The sequence below is a fragment of the Streptomyces lushanensis genome, from assembly GCF_001700515.1.
Lineage (GTDB): Bacteria > Actinomycetota > Actinomycetes > Streptomycetales > Streptomycetaceae > Streptomyces > Streptomyces lushanensis.
This window is the reverse complement of sequence record NZ_MAUD01000152.1, coordinates 1-18,649: the sequence shown is the minus strand read 5'-3', so window position 1 is coordinate 18,649 and position 18,649 is coordinate 1. Positions and strand designations below refer to the sequence as shown.

Sequence of the window (18,649 nt, the reverse complement as noted above, 5' to 3'; positions counted from 1 at the left end):
CTCCGTACCGAAGGCGCCCGGCCCCGGGCGCCTTCGGTACGGAGGACAGCGCGACGGCAAGGGCACGTCGGGGACCGGCGTACGGCAGGGCGGCTGCGCCGGCCAGCACGCTGAACGCCATGGTCCGCTCCGTGTACGTGGCGGTGACGTCCTGCCGTGCGGGGCCCGGCCGTTCCACCACGATCGGCTCGGCCGCCGCGTGGTCGGGATCGCGCACCAGGCGCTCCTCCGCCCCGGCCCACGCCCTGCGGTGCGCGTCGGCCTCCCGCCACTGGGCCACGCGCTGGACCACGTCCAGTGCGAGCCCCTCGCCCCGGGTGGCCACGCCCTGCGCCAGCGCGCTGAGCACGGGCAGCAGCGACTCGGCCTGTTCCTGACCGGTCAGCCCTTTCGTGGTCCACTTCCGCAGCCGCGGGTGAAGCTGTACGGCCGTGGCGAGCGCGCCGACCTCGGCCGGCAACTGCGTCCACGGGGACAAGCTCGTCACGGCGGTGAGCAGCAGTCCCATGGCGTCGGCGGCCAGGGCGGGGAGCGACTGCCGCCGGTGCGCCGCCTCGGACGGGTGGTGCGGCTCGGGGCTCCACTCGTCGAAGTCGTCCGGCTCGGCCGTCGAGGCAGCCGCGTGCTCCTCGGCGTGCGCGACGAGCCGGATCAGTTCGTGCTCGGGCGGTGGCGGTGAGGCCAGCGCCACGACCACCCGCTCGGAGGGCGCGTTCACCCGTGCCCACCGCACGCCCGGATGCTCCTCAAGGGCGCGCTCGACACACCGGGCCACCCACGTCCCCCGCGGCCCGTGCACCCCCCGGACCTCGATATGGCAACGGTCCCCCCGCGACCACACGTCCCGCCGCTCCGGTCCGACCAGCGCGCCGACCGCGATCGCCGTACCGCGTACGCAGGCGGCCACCGCGCCCGCCACACCACCGGCCATCACCGCCGGCGAGGGAAACGTCGGCAGGCGCACCTCCGACAGCAATGACATCGGCACCAACCTCCCGTACTTCCGTGCTGGAACCCGCTTCGCCCCGAACCCGCCTCATCGTGCCCCGGTCATCACCCGCACGCTCGCCGGGCGGGCCATACGGCTCAGGCCCGGCCCAGGCCCGGCTCGGGGCGGGCTCGGACTCCGGGTGAGCCCCGGCTCGGGTCGGGCTCCGGCTCGCGTGCCCTTGGTCCCTACGAGTAGACTTTTTTCTTATAAGGTGTAAATGCGCCCATTCCCATCGAAGTGTGGATGTGAGAATCGTGACCACGCCCACCGCAACGGAGAAGCGCACGCGCACGGGGACCACGAAGGCCTCGCGCTCCGCCGCGAGAACGAAGAAGTCCGCGAAGCCGGCGGACAGGTCGTCCGCGAAGCCGGCAGGCAGGTCGCCTGCCGTGTCGCAGAAGAACCGCAAGGGCAAGACGGGCGTGAAGAGCCACGGCCGGCGCACCTTCACCGTCACCGTCCCGGCTCTGCCGTCCTTGCCCTCCATGGAGCAGGTCACCAACGACGCGGCCAGAGCGGCCAAGGCCCCCGTGACGGTGGCCCGTGAAGTGCTGCCCGCCAAGGGCGGGTTGCCGCTCTATCTGGGCCTCGGCGCCATGGGCGCCGTCGGCGTCCTCGAATGGCCCGTCGCGGTGGGCATCGGCATCGGATACGCCGTCCTCCGCAACAAGAACGGTCCCCTGAGCCCGCCCGCCTCCTCGAACTGACCGCCGCCGAACCGACCGCCGCCCGCGGGGTTTGCGTCCCGTGGCGGCGGGGCATGGCGGAATCCTCCGTTGTCCTTGTGCCGTGGCCGCAGCAGGATGACCTTCATGGGGAACCTGGGGGAGCTGTCGCCGTACGACGCCCGAGACGCAGCCGGCTTCGTCGAGTCGATGCAGCGGCTCAAGGAGCGTTCGGGGCTGACGTATCGCCAGTTGGAGGAGCGGGCCGCGCGAAGCGGTGACGTGCTGGCGCGGAGCACGCTGGCCGACATCCTGCGCCGGACGAGTCTGCCGCGAGCCGATGTACTGGCCGCTTTCGTCCGCGCCTGCGGGGACGGGCATCGGGTCGACGCCTGGCTGGAGGCCAGGGAGCGGATCGCCGCGGGTATCGCCCCGCCCGCCACGGCGCCGGCCCCCGAGCCCGGTGCCCCGGCCGTGGCCGAGCCCGAGGCGCGGCAGCCGACCGGAGCGTCCGCGGTCCCGCGGCCACGCCGGACGACGGGCCGCACGGTGGCGCTCGCGACCTCGCTCATGGTCGTGCCGCTCGCCCTGGTCGCCTGGGCGCTGCTCCCCGACGATTCCGGTGACCGGGGCGCGCTCGCCGCCCCGGCCGCCGCCTCCCGCACTCCCGCCGACGGCTGGGTCACCATTCGTCCCGCCCGTACGCCCGAGCTCTGTCTGACCGACGGACGCGACCGCGACGGCGCGTACGCGAGCGCCGTCGCCGTCCAACTCCCCTGTGCCCAGGCCACCGTGCCGCGCACCTACCTGGAACCGGTCGGCGAAGGCCGCTACCGCGTCCAGTGGCATCATCCTCAGGAGGGAAGAGGGTGTCTGACGGTCATGAGCTCCGGTCCGGCACGGGGCATGCTGGAGCCCTGGAACGACTGCGCGCGGGCCACCCTGTTCCTGCTGCGGCCCACCGCCGCCGCCGGCAGCAGCTCAGGGAGTTTCCTCCTTCGTCCCGCGAACAGCAGCCGCTGCATCGGCATCGCGGACGACGACACCGCCGAGGGAGCCGAGGCGACCGAGGAACGGTGTACCGGCGCCGCCGACCAGCGGTTCCTCGTCCGAGCGGGCTGACCGCCCCTCACCACGGCCGGACCGGAGACCAGAACGCGCGGGCACCCGGTGTCCGACCGGGTGCCCGCGCGTCGGGGCCGTACCGCACAGCGGCCACGGCCGGACCGTCCAGCCCTAGAGAACGACGATGCCCTCGCCGCCGACCGCGTCGGGCACAGGAGTGGTGCCGATCCTGGTGAGGGAGCCGTCGTCGTTGACGCGGAAGCCGTCGACGGCGCCGACGCCTCCCGTCTGTACGTACAGGTAGTGGTTGTCGGGTGTGACGGCGCTGTCGACGGTGCCCGTACCGGTGGGGGTGTTGCCGAGCGGAGCGAGGTGGGCTCCACGGGTCTGCCGGAAGCCGGAGACGGTGCTGCTGCCGGCGTTGGAGACGTAGAAGCGGTTGCCGGCGCGGACGACCCAGCAGCTGGCCTGCTGGCCGGTGAGGATGTCGTCGAGCAGTGTGACGTCGCTGTCGTTCTCGATACGGAAGGTCAGGACGGCGTTGGGGCCCGCGTCCGCGACCACGAGGCGGCCCCGCCGGTCGAAGGCCAGACCGAAGGGGGCCGAGCCGGCCTTGCTGCTGACGACGGGCCGGGGCGAGGGCGCGCCGGAGTGGTCGAGAGGGAAGACCGCGATGCTGTTGCCGCCCATCTTGGTGCTCACGACGAGCCGCGATCCGTCGGGGGTGAAGATGATCTGCCCGGGGGTGTGGAGGAACTCCGGTGCGGTGGAGGTGTTCAGACGCAGCTCGCGGTGCCACGCCGGGACACGGTGGAGACCCTTCGCGGTGAGCCGGTAGCCCTGGATCGATCCGCCGTCGCGTGCGTTGAGGACGTACACCCGGTCCTCGTGCACGGTGACGCTGACGGGGAACGTACCGCCGGAGGAGATGACCTGCCGGCGGTGGAGCCGGTCGCCGTCGACGGAGAACACGGTGACCGAGTCGCTGCCGGCGTTGACGGCGTACAGCAGGTTGTGGCGCGCGTCGTAGGTGAGGGATCCCTGGGAGGCGAGATGGTCGACGACCGAGCCGCCGAGGATCCCGCCCTTGCCGTCGGTGGCGTACACGCCTCGCTTGTGGAGGGAGCCGTCCGCGGCGCGGTGGTAGGCGACGATCTTGTTGCCGCTGGTGGCGTCGGTCTGGACGAAGACCCGGCCCTGGTGTTCCCCGGAGTGCCGGTCCGAATCGGCGGAAGCGGGAGCCGCGAAGGCGGCCATGGCCACGGCCACGGCTGCCGCGGCGGCGATCCTGGTGGTGCGGACGAACGTGTCTGCGCGCTTCATCGTTCCCCTTCGGGCGGATGTGGGTTCGCGTGATGGGCGCCTGCCCCGGCGATCCGGCCGGGGGCCGCGTCCGTCGTCATGATCATGCAAGCCGAACCCGTGGCACCGGACCGACCGGGACCGTTCCCTCGGTGGAGTGAGCGGCGTGGCACCGGACGGACGCACGCGCAAGGCGCGCGTCCGACCCGCCCGACCGAGCGTGCTCAGGGCCTCCGCCGCTCCCCGGCCCGGCCGGCGAACCGCCGGTGTCGCGACACGCCGCAGGCCGTGTCCGGTCAGCCGGCCAGGGCCGTCCCCAGCTGTTCCCGGTACGCGCGGGCCGTGACCATCAGCGCGTCGAGCGCGTCCCGGGTCCGCACGAGGTCGGCGATATGGGCGGAGAGCCGGTCGCGCTCCTGTGCCATCCGCTCCAGCGCGGAGTCGGAGTGCTCCTCGCTGGGCGCGTCGACGCACGGCAGCAGTTCGGCGATGGTGCGGCTGGACAGGCCGGCGGCGTACAACCGCTGGATGAACGCGACCCGTTCGACCTCGCCGTCCGTGTAGTGCCGCTGCCCGCTGGGACTGCGGGTGCTGGTGAGCAGGCCCTGCTCCTCGTAGTAGCGCACGGACCTGACGCTGACTCCGGCCCGTGACGCGAGCTCCCCGATCCGCACAAGGTCCTCCCGGCTGTGTCCTGCGCCACAGCGCTTGCCTCTGACATCAATGTGAGGTTTTAGCGTAGCTGCTGCGCCCGAGGTCCGGGCGCGGCGGACCGCGAAGGAGTCCTGACGTGACGACCCTTTTCTCCAGCTACCGGCTCGGCGGCCTGACACTGCCCAACCGGGTGGTCATGGCCCCGATGACCCGGGCCCGGGCCGCCGCCGGCGGTCTGGCCACGCCGTCGATGGCGGCCTACTACGCCCAGCGGGCCACGGCCGGGCTGATCGTGAGCGAGGGGGTGCAGCCGAGCGTGATCGGGCAGTCCAACCCGGGTACGCCGGGGCTGCACACCGACGAGCAGGTCGCCGCGTGGCGTCCCGTGACCGCCGCCGTCCACGCCAACGGCGGACGGATCTTCGCCCAGATCATGCACGGCGGCCGGGTCTCGCATCCCGACACCACCGGTGTACGGCCGGTCGGGCCCTCGGCCGTCCCCGCCGTCGGCGACGTGTTCACCCCGGCCGGACCCCGGCCCGCCCCGACGCCGCGCGCCCTGGACACCTCCGAAGTACCCGAGCAGGCACGGTCGTACGCCCTGGCCGGCCGCCGCGCCGTCGACGCGGGCTTCGACGGCGTGGAGCTGCACGGCGCCAACGGCTATCTGATCTCCCAGTTCCTCTCGTCGAACGCCAATCTGCGTACGGACCGCTACGGGGGCCCGGTCGCCAACCGGATCCGGTTCGCCGTCGAGGCCGTCGCCGCCACCGCCGAGGCCGTCGGCGGGGCCAGGACCGGCGTCCGGCTCTCCCCGGGCGGCACCTTCTGGGGAGTCGAGGACACCGGTGTCCGCGAGCTCTACACCGCGCTGCTGACCGAGCTCGCCGGCCTCGGACTGGCCTACGTGCACCTCGAAGCCACCGCCGACGAAGAGACACTGGTCGCCCTGCGCCGGGCGTGGCCGGGCACCCTCGTCATGAACCCGGTGCTTCCGATGGGACCGAAGCAGACCGGCCGCGACGACGCGGACCACTGGCTCGCCCTGGGGGCCGACCTGATCAGTTTCGGCCGCGCCTTCATCGCCAACCCCGACCTGGTCGAGCGGCTGCGCGGCGGACTCCCGATCGCTCCCGTCGACGAGGCCACGTACTACCGGGGCGGCGACGCGGGCTATCTGACCTACTCGGCCCACCAGTACACGGTCTGACGCACACCGGCCGACCCCGTTCGGTGCCGGTGGGGGCGGACATCGGACGCAAGGACAGCCGCCGGGTCCGAAACATGATTCACCGTGGCGTGTCAGCATCAAGGCCCTGAAGTGGGGCACATGGCAAGAATTCGGCCAGTTGTCCGACTCCGGCGCGAGTGACCGTACGCGTGGTGCACGATGGGTGACGCTCTGATACGGAGCCGTAGCCTCACCCTCAAGGAGATTCGGTGGCTGACCCTCGTCCGTCCCAGGCTCAAGGTCGAGTCCGGTACCTGCGTGACGAAGCGGCTCCTCTGGCGCAACGCATGGTTCTGGGGGGACACCTGCGCAGATACCGCAAGGGGCGCGGCATATCCCTCAAGGACGCCGGCCGGCACATCGGGGCCTCGGAGTCCAAGATCAGCCGACTGGAGACGGGACAGCACGAGTTCAAGGCCGGGGACATCGGCCGTCTGCTGGACGTGTACGGGGTCGTCCCCGCGCAACAGCGGTACCTGATGGGACTCCTCGAACACGCCAACAAGCGTCCTTGGTGGCAGGACTGGTCGGATGTCGCGACGAAGCAGTTGCAGGCGTTCGTCAGCTTCGAGGAGATGGCGCAGCGGATCCGTACGTACGAGCCGACACAACTGCCGGGTCTGCTGCAGACGGAGGAGTACGCGCGCGCCGTGATCGAAGCGGGGGAGGAGGTGTCGTCCCCCCACGAGGTCGAGCGGCTCGTGGGCCTGCGACTGCAACGCCGTAAGCGGTTCGAGGACGAACCGACCACCGGCAAGAGGCTGATCGCCGTGATCGACGAGGTGACGCTCATGCGGCCCTTCGGCAACAAGGGGGTCATGCAGAGGCAGCTCGACCACTTGATCACGCTGACGGAGCATCCCCGCCACACCATGCGTATCGCGGAGCTCAGGAGGCCCAATCTGCCGGTGATGCTCGGCATGACCGTCATCTTCGACTTCGAGAACCGGCTTCTCCCCGACATCGTCTACACCGAGCAATTCGACGGCGCCTTCATCCTTCAGGAGGAGAAGCAGGTGGACGGGCGGATCAAGGCCTTCGACCGTCTCCAGAACGCGTCGCTGAGCCACCAGCGTTCCGCCCAGCGTCTGCGTGACCTGAGAGAGAAGCTGTAGGACCGGTCGCCGGAATCCGGCCGGACCGGGGAGCGCCCCCGTGCGGGGCGTTCCCGCCGGGCCCGATGTCCCGGGCGTGCCGGGCCTTCGCGCCGGGCGTTTGGCGCCGGGCCGGGCCGTGCTCACGAAGATCGACCGGACTGGGGCCTGGCCACCCCACCCGCCGGCGGCGGGCCGAGCCCCCTTCACACACCGGCGGCGCCCGTTCCGCCCCATGCGTCCGGGCGGGCGCCGCCGGTCGGGCGCTATGGCTTCCGTGCCACTCCGGCGTACAGGGACACCTGGGCATCGGTCACCAGACTCGGCCCGCTGGCGGGCTCCGGGCGCCAGCGGTGCGCCACCACCAGCCCCGGGTCCGTCAGCGTCAGCCCGTCGAAGAAGCGCAGCACCTCGTCCCGGCCGCGCACCTGTGTGGCGGTGCCGGCACTGCGGTAGACATCCACGATTCCCGCCCATGCCACCGGGTCGAAGTCGGGAGTGCAGTGCGAAAGACTCAGATAGGAACCCGGCGCCAGGCGGCCGAGCAGCGTCCGCACGGTGCCGTACGGATCACGGTCGTCCGGGACGAAGTGCAGCAGGGCATGCAGGCTCAGACCGACCGGACGCTCCAGGTCCAGGCATCGGGACTCCTCCACCGCCGCCAGCACCGAGGCGGGGTCGGTCACATCCCCTTCGACATAGGCGGTCGCCCCCTGCGGTGAGCTGTTCAGGAGTTCGTCCGCGTAGACAAGCACGATCGGGTCGTTGTCCACATAGACCACCCGCGCGTCCGGCGCCGCCTCCTGGGCCACTTCGTGCAGATTGGGAGCGGTCGGAATGCCGGTCCCGATGTCGATGAACTGGCGGATCCCGCACCGCCCGGCCAGATGGCGCACCGACCGGTGCATGAAGGCGCGGTTCACCCGCGCGACCGTGCCTATGCCGGGAAAGTGACGGGTGACTTCCTCCGCCGCCTCCCGGTCGACCGCGTAGTTGGTCTTCCCGCCCAGGTAGTAGTCGTACATCCTGGCGCTGTGGGGCCGGTCCTGCCGTAACTCCGCGCCCCCTCCGGCTATTTCCGGGTGCTCGGTCCTGTCGTCTGCCACGCCGTCCCCTTCCACGCGCGTCCCATCCGCGTGACCCGGCCGCTGCCACGAGTCGGATGCGACGGATGCACTTGCATCACGGTCACTGAGTACCCGTCAGAACCGGCGTGTGTCCACCCCTGGGCCCTGCCGGACAGGACCCCGTGCTCAAGGCGAGGTGATGCACACCCGACAGGCGTGCATCACCCCTTGTCCGCCGGAACCGGCGTGGCCGGGCTCCGCGTCGGCCGTTGTGCGAACTACAGGCGCCCGAGGGCCACGGCCGCGATGAACGCCTCGGCACTGCCCCGCACGAACCCCAGGACCGGCCCGTCCGGGGCCTTGGAGTCACGGAAGGCGACGGTCTCGGGACCACGGTCGGCCACTTCGACACAGGCACCGTTGTGGTTGCTGTACGAACTCTTGCGCCAGGCCGTCACCGGGACGGCCGGCCGCTCAGCACGTCCCTTCGCGACACCTGGGATCGTTCCGGATTCCCCCGTCATCATCAGCTCCTCTGCGACAGTCGCCAATACCCCGTCGGCCCCGGATGCAATTGCATCGTGGCCATCTCCATGATGACCCGTGAGGACCGTCGCCGAACCTGTACGAAGCACCTTTCTCCTCGCGGCAGATGCAGCAGGCGTGCAAGTGCGCGCCGGGAGGCTTTCTCTTCAATAACTTCACGCGGGCGCGTTCATGGGAGCGCACTCAGCGCGAAAAGCATCCGAGGTGTATTTGTCGGACAATCACATGAGCAGTTTCGATGGCGATCTCACCTGCGAAAACAACGGAGGTTGTTGCGATTTTCAGCAACGGCCGGGCGGACGGCTGCCGTTCGCGCCGTGGGCTCGTCCATGGAGAAGCCGGTGCTCTCACGGCTCCACCGCGCGTCCGGCTCCCGCGCGGCGGGGGAAAACGCTCCAGGGCCGGTGGCAGCGAGTGGCACGGCGACCTACTCTCAGTGCCCGCCGACCGATCCGGTCGGCTCAGCCGCAGAGCCCTGGCCCCTCAGGTTGCAGCCCGGTGCCAGGGCCCTGCGTCTCTACGACAGAAGGAGTCGCAATGGCGACATCCCCCGGCCGCCGAGGCGGCAAACGCAAACGCCGCCCCGGCGGCGAGGCTAGCAGCCGTACCCGAAACACCACCTGGGGCGCCTGCGCCGTCAACGCGCTCATGACGGTCCATGTCTGCGGTGCCGCGCCTTACCAGGGCCCGCAGACACCCCCGGACCCGGTGACCGTCCTGACGGCCGCCGCCCTGTCCGCCCTCACCATCTGGCTCAGTACCCGTGGAGCGCCGAACGGCGGGTGACCAACGGTCGGGAGCCGCCGAGGCGCGGCTCCCGACCGCCACCACCGCCTCGCGCGTCGCCCGCGCGAGGCGGCAGCGCCGAACGACCGGACACGCGGCAACGGGCACCGCCCCGTCGCCGTGTGTCCGGCATCGAGCCTCCGAGCCTCCGAGGAAGGACATCTCGCACATGCGCGTCCCGTTCCGTTCCGACCACGGCAACGAGCCACTCCCCCAGGACAGCACCACGGCCGGCCGGGCACCCGCGCCGGCCACCGCCGACCGCACCGACCCCACCGAAGACGGCGGTTCCTCGCTCCGCACCGCCCACCACCGCCCGGCCAGATGCCAACTGGGTTCCGTCCTGGCCCATGTGCGGCGTTTCTCGCATGTCCCCGTCGAGGAACTCGCGGTCAGCACCGGCCTCTCGCTGTCCCAGATGTCCCGCGTCCTGGCCGGCGAGCAATTCCCCAACTGGCCCGTCACCGAACGCATAGCGCGTGCCTGCGGAGCCGATCCGCTGGTCCTGCGCAAGGTGTGGGAGGACGAGAAGAGCCGCCAGGAGCACTCCGCCGCCGGATGAGCACCGCCGGGTGCCCGCGCGGTCCACCAAGAGATGCCCGGCCCCCAACCGGGCGCCGCGACCGGCGCGGTGACCGACGCCATGGCCGGCGTCGGTCACGGCGCCCAAGGGGTTCCGTTGCGCTCCTTAATGAAAACGATTATCGTCTTACCGATCGCTTCGACCGGCCGAGGTCAAGCGCACATCCACCCTTGGGGGGACATCTGTGTCTGCTCTTCAGCGATTTGTGACGGTTTCAGGTACCGCTTTCGCCGCGCTCGCGATGGCAGGGCTCGGCACGGCCACCGCCGCCGCTCCGGTCGTCCTGTCGTCCGGTCATGTCGACGTCCTGGACGCCGAGTTCGACGGCGCGGCCTTCGATCTGCATGTGCACGACGAATCGGTGACGCCCGACGCCGAGTACGCGCCCGCCGACGTGCGGCTCGACGTGTCCGCCGCCGCCAAGACGGTCAGACCGTCGGGCGCCGCGTACAACTTCCTCGGCGCCGCGGGCTCCACCGTGTGGATCCTGCCGCAGGACCAGGCCGCCGCCGCGGCCAAGGGCGTGCTGTGGCCCGGCATCTCCACCGAGCACCTGACCGCGGGCGTGTTCACCAACAACCGGGTGACGTTCACACTCACCGGCGCCGAGTACGACGCGGCGGGCGACGGCGTCTACGAGGACACCACCGCCGATGTCAGTGTCTACGGTGTGTCCGGCTCCGCGGTGACCAAGTTCCACGACGGGGGCGACGGCCTCACCGCGTCCGACGCCCGGTCGTTCCAGACCGGCGCCCACAACCACTACAACTGGGCCTTCGAGGCGGCCGGCACCTACCGGCTCACCTTCCGGGTCAGCGGCACCACCCTCGGCGGTGCCACGCCGTCCGCCACGGCGTCGTACGTCTTCTCCGTCAAGCCGTGACGATCATTCCCAGGACGAACGGGCCGCTGCGAGCCGGGACCGCGGTCGCGGTCGCGGCGGCCCTGTTCGCCGGGGCGTTCGCCGCGGTGACCGGAGGGAGCGCCGCGGCGGGCGCCGCCCCGCTCGCCGTCGTGCTGGACGAGGGCGAGATCGACTTCGCACCGAGGATCGTCGACGGCATGGCCCGGCTGGGGATCGCCGACCGCACCGGCGGTGCGGGCGGGTCCGTGGTGTGGCGGGAGCCCTCCACCGTGGTCCTGCACGCCAAGCCGGAGACGGAGTACGCGATCGACGGCGCGATGATCGAGCCCGTGGCGATGTTCGAGGAGACTCCGGGGTATCCGGTCTGGCTCCTCAACGGCGTCGGCTCCGACGACCGCTTCGACCTCGACCCCGGCTGGAGCACGGCCGAACTCCCCACCGGGCGGGCCGAATCGGCCGAAGTGCGGCTGGCGGAGGTCAAGGGTCCCGGCGACTTCGCCCTGTTCTCGTGGGACTGGGCGAACGGCGCCGAGGCCGAACCGCTGCTCGTGGAACGGCTGCCCGAGTACTCGTCGTTCACCCTCCCCGACTCCGACCGCTTCACGCCCATGTGGGGCTTCACGGCGGAGGGGGTTTACCGGCTGACCTTCGAGATCTCCGTCGGCACCGGCGGCGGTGCACACGGCGTCGACAGGGAGACCGTCTCCGTCGTGGTCGGTGACGACATCGATCCCGGACAGGTGCTGCCCGGTGACGGATCCACGCCGGCACCCACACCGACACCGGCGTCCACGCCCTCCGGGTCCGGCCCGGGTCCCGATCCGACCGTGTCACCGGCACCGGCGCTCCCGAAGGGGCACGTCATCGCCGACGGGCACATCGACCTCGCGACCCGGCTGGTCGGCGGCGGCCTGCGGTTCCAGATCAAGGACGGCGCGTACGAGACCCTGGTGTGGCGCGAGCCGGAGAGTGTTGTCATCCATGTGAAAGCGCGGGCCAAGCGGAGGATAGGCGCGGGCTACGAGTTCCTGGGGACGGTCGGCGACCCGGTGTGGTGGCTGCCCGACCAGCAGGCGCCGGGACTGGTCTGGCCGGGCTGGGGCTCGACGGAGCTGGACCCGGCGGACTTCCGCGGAGATCTGACGTACGAGCTGACGGCGGTGCGCGGGCCGGGGCGACTGGCCGTGTTCCAGAACAGCGGCCTCGGCGGGCTCACCCATGTGCTCGACAGCGGCGACGGGCTGCCGGACAGCTTCTCCTTCGCCGCCCACACCCACGCGCACCCGGTATGGGCGTTCACCGAGGAGGGCGTCTACCGGGCGACCTTCACCATGAGCGGCACCCTCGCGAACGGTACGAGGGCCGGCGACAGCGGGACGGTGGCGTTCGCGGTGGGTGACATCGATCCGGCGGCGGTCGTGCCCGGGGACGGGAGCGGAAACGGCGGCGAGGGCCGTCCCACGCCCTCGCCCTCCGGGACACTCCCGGACTCTCCCGCGCCCGCGCCGCCCGGCCCGGCGGGCGATTCGGGCGGGTCCGGCCGTCCGCCGGACGGTCCGCCGGTTTCCGGTTCCGACGGCGGACCGGCCACCGGGTCCGGCGGTGGATCGGGCCCGGACGGTCCGTCCGGCGGTGGTGCGTCCCCGCGGGGCGGGCTCGCCGCGACGGGAGCCGGTGTGCTGGTGCCCCTCGCTGGAGCCGTCGTCGGTGTGGTGGCGGGAGGCATCGCCTTCCTCGTGGCGCGCCGACGCCACCGTACGCGTGTCCCGGAAGCGGGAACCGGCACGGTCTGACACCTGCCCCTGTGGCGGGGGCGCCGGCGGGATCCGGCCGGCGCCCCCGCCACAGGGCACACACCACCCCATGTGCACACCCCCTCACATCCAGGAAAGGGAGGAGCCCGATGCGGGCCCCACTCCGCATGTCCGCCGCGCTGGTCGCGGCGTCCGCACTGCTGACCGCGTGCAGCGGGCGCCCACAACCGGGCGCTTCCGACAGTGCGTTGACCGTCTCGGCGACCACCGCGATCATCGCGGACCTGGTCGGCCGGGTCGGCGGCGACCGGGTCGACGTGACGTCGATCGTGCCGCACCACGGCGATCCTCATTCGTACGAGCCGAGCCCGGGTGACGCGGTCGGGGTGGCACGGGCCGATCTCGTGTTCAGCAACGGACTGCTGCTCGAAGAGCCCGGCATCATGAAGATGGTCCACACCGACACCCGCGAGGGCACTCCGAAAATCGCGATCAGCGAGACGCTGGAGGAGTACGGCGGCTCGGTGATCAGGCTCAAGGAGGACCTCGGGCTCGACGTGCTCTGGCTGGGCTGGGCGGTGGAGGGTGAGGTCGCGGGCGAAGCTTCCCAGGTGCGCACCACCGCCGTCGGTATGACCGGGCCCGGTGATCTGCACGTCTATCTGACCGACACGCTCGGCCACCCCAGGAGCTATGTCGACTCCACCGACGGCTTCGACGCCAGGGACTCCTTCACACTGCCGCCCGAGGCCCATACGCATGTCAACTGGTCGTTCAGCAGGCCCGGAACGTACCGGCTGACGGTCGAGGGCCGGACCGAGACGCTCGACGGGAGGACCGCGGGGATCGGCCGCGGCACGGTGACGTTCCAGGTCGGCGGCCCGTCGGCCGCTGCGGGTTCACCGGCGCCAACCGGCGCGTCCGGCGGCCGGACGGTTCTCGACGGCGGGCACGCCGATGTCGCGCTCAACGCGGCGGAGCGGCAGGTGTATGTGCGCGTCGACGACCCGAAGACCGGGAAGCGGACCCGTCACCGGGCCGACGAGGTGGTGATGTCCGTACCGGACCGGGCCAGGGCGCGGGTGCCGAAGGAGGACGCCTTCCGCTTCCTCGGAAGGCCGGGCGCCGAGGTGTGGGTGCTGCCGCAGGCCGTGCTGGGCAAGCATGTGCACGGCGACCTGGACCCGCACGCCTGGGAGGACGTGGCCAACGCCGAGGCATACGTACGGCGTATCGAGACCGAGCTGATCAAGGCCGACCCCGAAGGACGCCGGGTCTACGAGGCCAACGCGGCACGGTACTTGAGGCAGCTCGGCGAACTGGACCAGGAGGTCGCCCGACAGCTCGCGGCCATCCCGGCGGACCGCCGCGAGCTGATCACCACGCATGACGCCTTCGGCTATCTCGCGAAGGCCTACGGCATGGAGGTCGTGGGCTTCGTCGTGCCGGTCCCCAGCCAGGAGCCGAGCGCGGCCGAGGTGCGCGCGCTCGGCGACACCATCCGCGAGAAGCGGGTCCCGGCCGTCTTCCTGGAGCCGAATCTCGCGGCCCGCGCCGATGTGCTGCGCCGGGTCGCCCAGGACGAGGGCGTACGGGTCTGCACCCTCTACGGCGACTCGTTCGACGACAAGATCCACGACTACATGTCGATGATGCGGCACAACGCGCGCGAGCTCGTCCGGTGCCTGGGAAGGACTGCCTGATGACGACCGGTGGACGGAACAAGCGGGGTGCGCGGGGCGTACGCGCGGGCGCGGCGGTGGCCGCCGCCTCGATGGCCGTCGCCGCCGCGGTGATACCGGGAGGCGGAGTCACCGCCCGGGCGGCCACCGGCGCCGCGGAAGCCGCGACGGCGGTTCCGCGGGCGCGGATCACCCTCGGGGAGCGGGGGCTCGGACTGGGACGCGGCGGGCTGGTCACGGTCGACGGCACCCACCGCACCGCGGTGCCGGACGATCCGGCGTACGCGTTCCTCGGTACACCGGGCACACCGGTCTGGGAGATCGCGGACGCGCCCTGGGACACCACGGAAATCGCGCCGGGCGGCGTACGGGACGACAGTGTGCGCTGGTCACTCGCCGCCGTGGACGGGCCCGGCACGGTCGCCGTGTACGAGACGGCGGGCGAGCGGCCTCTGGTCCGGTTCGACAGCGCGGACGGCCTGCCCGACGGCTACGCCCTGCCTGCCGGTGCGAGCGGTGAGACCCGGTGGGCCTTCGACACGGCCGGGACATACACACTGACCTTCACCGCGACCGGGCGCGACCGGGACGACCTGGCGCTCACGGCGTCCGTACGGTACGAGGTACGGGTCGGGGACGCCGCGGCACACGCGTCCGCGATGCCGCCGTCCGTGCCGTCAGCGGCCCCGACGGCGAGCCGTCCACCGGAAAGCCGTACCCGCGCGCCGGCTTCGGCGACGACACGGCTGCCGGAGGCACGGGGGTTCCAAGCACGGAGGTCGCAGGTACGGGCGTCGGAGGTACGGGTGGTCCGGGACGGCGCCGGCGGGAAGGCCGGTACCGCCGCGAAGGTGCTCGACAACGGGCACATCGATGTCGCGGCCCGGGTCGTCGACGGGAGGATGCAGATCCACATCAAGGACGGCACGGTGGCCGGGAAGACGGCCTGGCGGGAGCCGTCGTCGGTGGTCCTGCACGTCAGGTCCGCCGCGAAGAGGGAGATCCCGGACGGCGACGACTTCGCGTTCCTCGGCAGGCCGGGGGACCCGGTGTGGCTGCTCGACCAGGTCCAGCAGGAGGGACTGCTGTGGCCCGGCTGGTCCACGGAGAACATCGAGCCGGGCAGGACGAGGGGCGCCGTCAGGTTCACGCTGGCCAAGGCCGAGGGCCCCGGCTCCTTCGCGCTCTACAACTACGACGGGATGTCCGGCGCGACCATCCGTTTCCACAGCGGGGACGGCGTCCCCGACTCCTTCGACGTGCCGCCGAACACCCATGCGCACGGCGGCTGGGCCTTCGGCGGGGAGGGTGTGTACCGGCTGACCTTCACGATGTCGGGCACACTCGCGGACGGATCCCCGGTCAGCGACACGGAGACGGTCACATTCGTGGTGGGGGCCACCGACCCGGGCACGGTCCGGCCGGGCGGCGGCCCGGGGAATCCGGGTGACGCGTCGCCCGGTTCGCCGGGCGGCGGACGGTCGGGAGCGGACCCCGGCGGGGGCGGTGGGGCGTCCGCTGTCCATGACGGCGGAGGCGGCGACCGCAAGCAGGGGGCGATGGCGCATACCGGGGCGGACGGTTCCCTGCTGATCGGCGCGATCGCGGCCGGGCTCGCCGTGCTGGGCACGGGTGTCGTGGTCGTGACGCGGCGCGGCCGGCGGGAGACGGCATCATGACGGGCGACGCACTCGACATGTCCTCCCGCCCGCCCCGGGACGCCACCGCACCCGGGCTCGCGCCGGCGCTCGCACCCGCTCCCGCGCCGCTGACCGTCGACGCCGTCTCCGTACGGCTCGGCGGACGGCTCGCCGTGCGCGGGGCGGGGCTCGTGGTGCGCGAGGGCGAACTCGTCGGACTGCTCGGGCCGAACGGCGCCGGGAAGACGACCCTGCTACGGGCCGTCCTGGGCCTGCTGCCTCTGGCGTCCGGCACCGTCACGGCCCGGGCGCGTATCGGCTACGTGCCCCAGCGGCACGAGTTCGCCTGGGACTTCCCCGTCGATGTGGCGGGTGCCGTGCTGTCGGGACGTACCCGGCAGATCGGCTGGCTGCGGCGGGCCGGGGCCCGCGACCGGGCCGCGGTCGACGGGGCGCTGGAGCGTACGGGGCTGACCGCGCTGCGGAGGCGGCCCGTCGGCGAGTTGTCGGGCGGACAACGGCAGCGCGTCCTGGTGGCCCGCGCCCTGGCCACCGAGCCGGACGTGCTGCTGCTGGACGAGCCGTTCACCGGGGTCGACGTACCGACACAGGATGTCCTCGGCGTCCTCTTCGCGAGACTGGCACAGGAGGGGCGGGCGCTGCTGATGACCACCCACGATCTCGCCGCGGCGGCCCGCTCCTGCACCCGTGTGGTGCTGCTCAACCGGAGTGTGGTGGCCGAGGGCGGTCCCGAGCTGCTCTCGGACCCGGAGCAGATGCTGCGGGCCTTCGGGTTGGACCGGGCGATCGGCGCGGGCGCGCCACCGGAGGGCGGCTCCGGTTCGGGTTCCCTGCCGGCCAAGGAGGTGGCGCGGTGACGGAGTTCCTCCTTGAGCCGTGGGATCTTCCGTTCATGCAGCGGGCGTTCGCGGTCGCCGCGGCCGTCGGGCTGGTGTGCGGTGTCGTCGGCGTGTTCGTGGTGCTGCGCGGAATGGCGTTCATCGGTGACGCCGTGGCGCACTCCGCCTTCCCGGGGGTGGCGCTCGCCTACGCGTTCAACGGCAGTCTGGTGCTCGGCGGGGCAGCCGCCGGAATCACCACGGCCGTGCTCATCGCGGTCGTCTCGCAGAACCGGCGGCTGAAGGAGGACACCGTGATCGGCGTGTTCTTCGCGTTCGCCTTCGGGCTCGGCATCGTCCTCGTGTCGACACGGGACACCTGGACGACGGACCTGTCGTCGTTCCTCTTCGGACAGGTCCTGGCGGTGAGTCCGGGCGACGTGTGGACGGTGACCGGGACCGGTGCGGTGCTCGTCGCGCTGGTGCTGGTCCTGCGCAAGGAACTGGTCGCCGTCTCCCTGGACCGGGAGACGGCGCGGGCGGCGGGACTGCCCGTGCTGCGACTGGACCTGACGCTGTACATCGTCGTCACGGCGACGATCGTGTTGTCGCTGGAGGCCGTCGGCAACATCCTCGTGCTGGCCCTGCTCATCACCCCGGCCGCGACCGCGCGCATGCTGACGGAGCGGTTGTGGGCGATGACCCTTCTGGCGTCGGCGATCGGCTGTGCCGGGAGTGTGGCCGGGCTCTATGTGTCCTACGCCTATGACCTGGCGGCCGGAGGATCGGTCGTGGTCGTGCTGACAGGCGTGTTCGCGGTCGTATGGTGTCTGGCACCACGGCACGGCCCCCTCGCCAGAGCGCTGCGGCTGCGAAGAGGCGGTACGGCGGCGATCTCATCACCGGCGGCGTGACGCGGCCCGGCCTCGTCGGGCCGCGCCGCCCGGCTCTTCGCTCCGGCGTCGTCCCGGGGCTGTACGAGCAGGAATACCCGGCATCCGGTGACGGGTTGGGGCCGACATGACAGACACACTCTTCGATCCGCACGCGCTGCTCGCACAGAGCCGGCTCGGCGTGCTCGCGACGATCAAGTCCGACGGACGCCCCCAGCTCTCCCCCGTCATGCCGGCCTACGACCGGGCCGCCGGTGTCATCCGGGTGTCGACGACCGAGGGAACCGCCAAGCTCGCCAACCTGCGCCGGGACCCCCGGGCCACGCTGGAGGTGACCAGCCCGGACGGCCGGGCGTGGGCCACCGCCGAGGGCACGGCCACGCTCGTCGGACCGGGAACCGACCCGCACGGTCCCGAGGTCCAGGCACTGGTCGACTACTACCGCGGCGCCGCCGGTGAACACCCGGACTGGGACGAGTACCGGTCGGTCATGGTGTCCGACCTGAGAGTGCTGATGACGATGACGGTCGACAACGTGTACGGCACCCGACTCGGCTGACGGCCGGCTGACGGCCGGTGGACACGGGCGCCGGGACGGACGAGGAGAGGGAGGCCCTCAAGCACGAACGGGCCGCGCTCCGCGCCGTACGACGGACGTGCCGGCGCCCGCACGGCCGATAACAGTCGGTAGCGTCTCGATTCCGGAGAGTGCTCGATGTGCGCCGTTGACCGCCCCCGTCACCGACCGTGACAGTGCCTGTGTGATCGACGACACTCTGTCCCCCCTTCCCGCGAGGCCCGCCGCGGCCGGTCCGGAAACCCAGGAGAATCCACGCCGGGTGGCCGTGGCGAGCTTCATCGGCAACACCATCGAGCTCTACGACTTCTTCATCTACGGCATGGCGGCGGCGCTCGTTCTCGACGACGTCTTCTTCCCCAACCTGTCCCCCCTCAACGCCACGCTCGCGTCGTTCTCCACGTACGCGGTCGCC

17 protein-coding genes and 2 pseudogenes are annotated in these 18,649 nt (G+C 71.8%); 14 read left to right on the top strand and 5 right to left on the bottom strand.

Annotation, left to right across the window (positions count from 1 at the left end; translation table 11 throughout):
- Positions 1 to 982, bottom strand: a pseudogene (locus BFF77_RS14205) (haloacid dehalogenase); the annotation flags it as partial.
- A 398-nt stretch (positions 983 to 1,380) separates the two neighbouring features.
- On the opposite strand from BFF77_RS14205, the gene BFF77_RS14200 reads away from it, so the two are divergent.
- Complete coding sequence (locus BFF77_RS14200) at positions 1,381 to 1,698, top strand: hypothetical protein (protein ID WP_245703414.1); 318 nt, start codon at positions 1,381 to 1,383, stop codon at positions 1,696 to 1,698.
- A gap of 105 nt (positions 1,699 to 1,803) precedes the next feature.
- Positions 1,804 to 2,778 (top strand): helix-turn-helix domain-containing protein, encoded by a 975-nt coding sequence (locus BFF77_RS14195; protein ID WP_245703413.1) that lies wholly within the window; start codon positions 1,804 to 1,806, stop codon positions 2,776 to 2,778.
- A 114-nt stretch (positions 2,779 to 2,892) separates the two neighbouring features.
- On the opposite strand, the gene BFF77_RS14190 is transcribed toward BFF77_RS14195, so the two are convergent.
- Positions 2,893 to 4,044 (bottom strand): lactonase family protein, encoded by a 1,152-nt coding sequence (locus tag BFF77_RS14190; RefSeq protein ID WP_066948726.1) that lies wholly within the window; start codon positions 4,042 to 4,044, stop codon positions 2,893 to 2,895.
- Between the two features lie 275 nt (positions 4,045 to 4,319).
- Positions 4,320 to 4,697, bottom strand: a complete 378-nt coding sequence (locus BFF77_RS14185; protein ID WP_066948723.1) for a MerR family transcriptional regulator — start codon at positions 4,695 to 4,697, stop codon at positions 4,320 to 4,322.
- A gap of 116 nt (positions 4,698 to 4,813) precedes the next feature.
- Between BFF77_RS14185 and BFF77_RS14180 the strand changes: the two genes are divergently transcribed.
- Together BFF77_RS14180 and BFF77_RS14175 are read left to right on the top strand one after the other, a co-directional pair.
- Positions 4,814 to 5,887: an alkene reductase gene (locus BFF77_RS14180; protein ID WP_066948720.1), complete on the top strand. Its 1,074-nt coding sequence runs from the start codon at positions 4,814 to 4,816 to the stop codon at positions 5,885 to 5,887.
- 308 nt (positions 5,888 to 6,195) lie between these two features.
- Complete coding sequence (locus tag BFF77_RS14175) at positions 6,196 to 7,023, top strand: helix-turn-helix domain-containing protein (protein WP_066948718.1); 828 nt, start codon at positions 6,196 to 6,198, stop codon at positions 7,021 to 7,023.
- A gap of 245 nt (positions 7,024 to 7,268) precedes the next feature.
- On the opposite strand, the gene BFF77_RS14170 is transcribed toward BFF77_RS14175, so the two are convergent.
- Both BFF77_RS14170 and BFF77_RS14165 read right to left on the bottom strand, forming a co-directional pair.
- A complete protein-coding gene (locus BFF77_RS14170) occupies positions 7,269 to 8,108 on the bottom strand; it encodes an SAM-dependent methyltransferase (protein ID WP_425424371.1) in 840 nt (279 codons plus the stop codon).
- Between the two features lie 239 nt (positions 8,109 to 8,347).
- On the bottom strand, positions 8,348 to 8,593 hold the full coding sequence (locus tag BFF77_RS14165; RefSeq protein ID WP_079125142.1) for a DUF397 domain-containing protein: 246 nt from the start codon (positions 8,591 to 8,593) through the stop codon (positions 8,348 to 8,350).
- A 559-nt stretch (positions 8,594 to 9,152) separates the two neighbouring features.
- Between BFF77_RS14165 and BFF77_RS35170 the strand changes: the two genes are divergently transcribed.
- The 10 genes and pseudogenes from BFF77_RS35170 to BFF77_RS14120 all read left to right on the top strand — a co-directional run.
- Positions 9,153 to 9,401: a hypothetical protein gene (locus BFF77_RS35170; RefSeq protein WP_141698438.1), complete on the top strand. Its 249-nt coding sequence runs from the start codon at positions 9,153 to 9,155 to the stop codon at positions 9,399 to 9,401.
- Between the two features lie 169 nt (positions 9,402 to 9,570).
- On the top strand, positions 9,571 to 9,963 hold the full coding sequence (locus BFF77_RS33260; protein WP_079125139.1) for a helix-turn-helix domain-containing protein: 393 nt from the start codon (positions 9,571 to 9,573) through the stop codon (positions 9,961 to 9,963).
- A 226-nt stretch (positions 9,964 to 10,189) separates the two neighbouring features.
- Positions 10,190 to 10,867 carry a choice-of-anchor M domain-containing protein gene (locus BFF77_RS14155; RefSeq protein WP_141698437.1) on the top strand — a complete coding sequence of 226 codons (678 nt, stop codon included), beginning with the start codon at positions 10,190 to 10,192 and terminating at the stop codon, positions 10,865 to 10,867.
- On the top strand, positions 10,864 to 12,642 hold the full coding sequence (locus BFF77_RS14150; protein WP_066948710.1) for a choice-of-anchor M domain-containing protein: 1,779 nt from the start codon (positions 10,864 to 10,866) through the stop codon (positions 12,640 to 12,642). Before BFF77_RS14155 ends, BFF77_RS14150 begins: the two co-directional genes overlap by 4 nt.
- A gap of 110 nt (positions 12,643 to 12,752) precedes the next feature.
- On the top strand, positions 12,753 to 14,306 hold the full coding sequence (locus tag BFF77_RS14145; protein ID WP_066948707.1) for an anchored repeat ABC transporter, substrate-binding protein: 1,554 nt from the start codon (positions 12,753 to 12,755) through the stop codon (positions 14,304 to 14,306).
- The gene (locus BFF77_RS14140) at positions 14,306 to 15,964 is read left to right on the top strand and encodes a TIGR03773 family transporter-associated surface protein (RefSeq protein WP_066948704.1); all 1,659 of its coding nucleotides are present in this window, start codon (positions 14,306 to 14,308) and stop codon (positions 15,962 to 15,964) included. The genes BFF77_RS14145 and BFF77_RS14140 overlap by 1 nt, the downstream gene beginning before the upstream one ends.
- Entirely contained in the window at positions 15,961 to 16,803 is an 843-nt protein-coding gene (locus BFF77_RS14135) for an anchored repeat-type ABC transporter ATP-binding subunit (protein ID WP_066948701.1), read from the top strand. Before BFF77_RS14140 ends, BFF77_RS14135 begins: the two co-directional genes overlap by 4 nt.
- A complete protein-coding gene (locus BFF77_RS14130; protein WP_245703411.1) occupies positions 16,800 to 17,678 on the top strand; it encodes an anchored repeat-type ABC transporter permease subunit in 879 nt (292 codons plus the stop codon). Before BFF77_RS14135 ends, BFF77_RS14130 begins: the two co-directional genes overlap by 4 nt.
- Positions 17,679 to 17,784: 106 nt before the next feature.
- On the top strand, positions 17,785 to 18,216 hold the full coding sequence (locus BFF77_RS14125; RefSeq protein WP_066948698.1) for a PPOX class F420-dependent oxidoreductase: 432 nt from the start codon (positions 17,785 to 17,787) through the stop codon (positions 18,214 to 18,216).
- Positions 18,217 to 18,421: 205 nt separating this feature from the next.
- Positions 18,422 to 18,649 (top strand): annotated as a pseudogene (locus BFF77_RS14120) (MFS transporter); the annotation flags it as partial.

What these genes read in the sequence shown, in the direction of transcription:
- BFF77_RS14195 (WP_245703413.1), top strand. Translation starts at nt 1,804, where the DNA reads ATGGGGAACCTGGGGGAGCTGTCGCCGTACGACGCCCGAGACGCAGCC.
- BFF77_RS14125 (WP_066948698.1), top strand. Translation starts at nt 17,785, where the DNA reads ATGACAGACACACTCTTCGATCCGCACGCGCTGCTCGCACAGAGCCGG.
- BFF77_RS33260 (WP_079125139.1), top strand. Translation starts at nt 9,571, where the DNA reads ATGCGCGTCCCGTTCCGTTCCGACCACGGCAACGAGCCACTCCCCCAG.
- BFF77_RS14145 (WP_066948707.1), top strand. Translation starts at nt 12,753, where the DNA reads ATGCGGGCCCCACTCCGCATGTCCGCCGCGCTGGTCGCGGCGTCCGCA.
- BFF77_RS14165 (WP_079125142.1), bottom strand. Translation starts at nt 8,593, where the DNA reads ATGACGGGGGAATCCGGAACGATCCCAGGTGTCGCGAAGGGACGTGCT.
- BFF77_RS35170 (WP_141698438.1), top strand. Translation starts at nt 9,153, where the DNA reads ATGGCGACATCCCCCGGCCGCCGAGGCGGCAAACGCAAACGCCGCCCC.
- BFF77_RS14135 (WP_066948701.1), top strand. Translation starts at nt 15,961, where the DNA reads ATGACGGGCGACGCACTCGACATGTCCTCCCGCCCGCCCCGGGACGCC.
- BFF77_RS14140 (WP_066948704.1), top strand. Translation starts at nt 14,306, where the DNA reads ATGACGACCGGTGGACGGAACAAGCGGGGTGCGCGGGGCGTACGCGCG.
- BFF77_RS14175 (WP_066948718.1), top strand. Translation starts at nt 6,196, where the DNA reads ATGGTTCTGGGGGGACACCTGCGCAGATACCGCAAGGGGCGCGGCATA.
- BFF77_RS14190 (WP_066948726.1), bottom strand. Translation starts at nt 4,044, where the DNA reads ATGAAGCGCGCAGACACGTTCGTCCGCACCACCAGGATCGCCGCCGCG.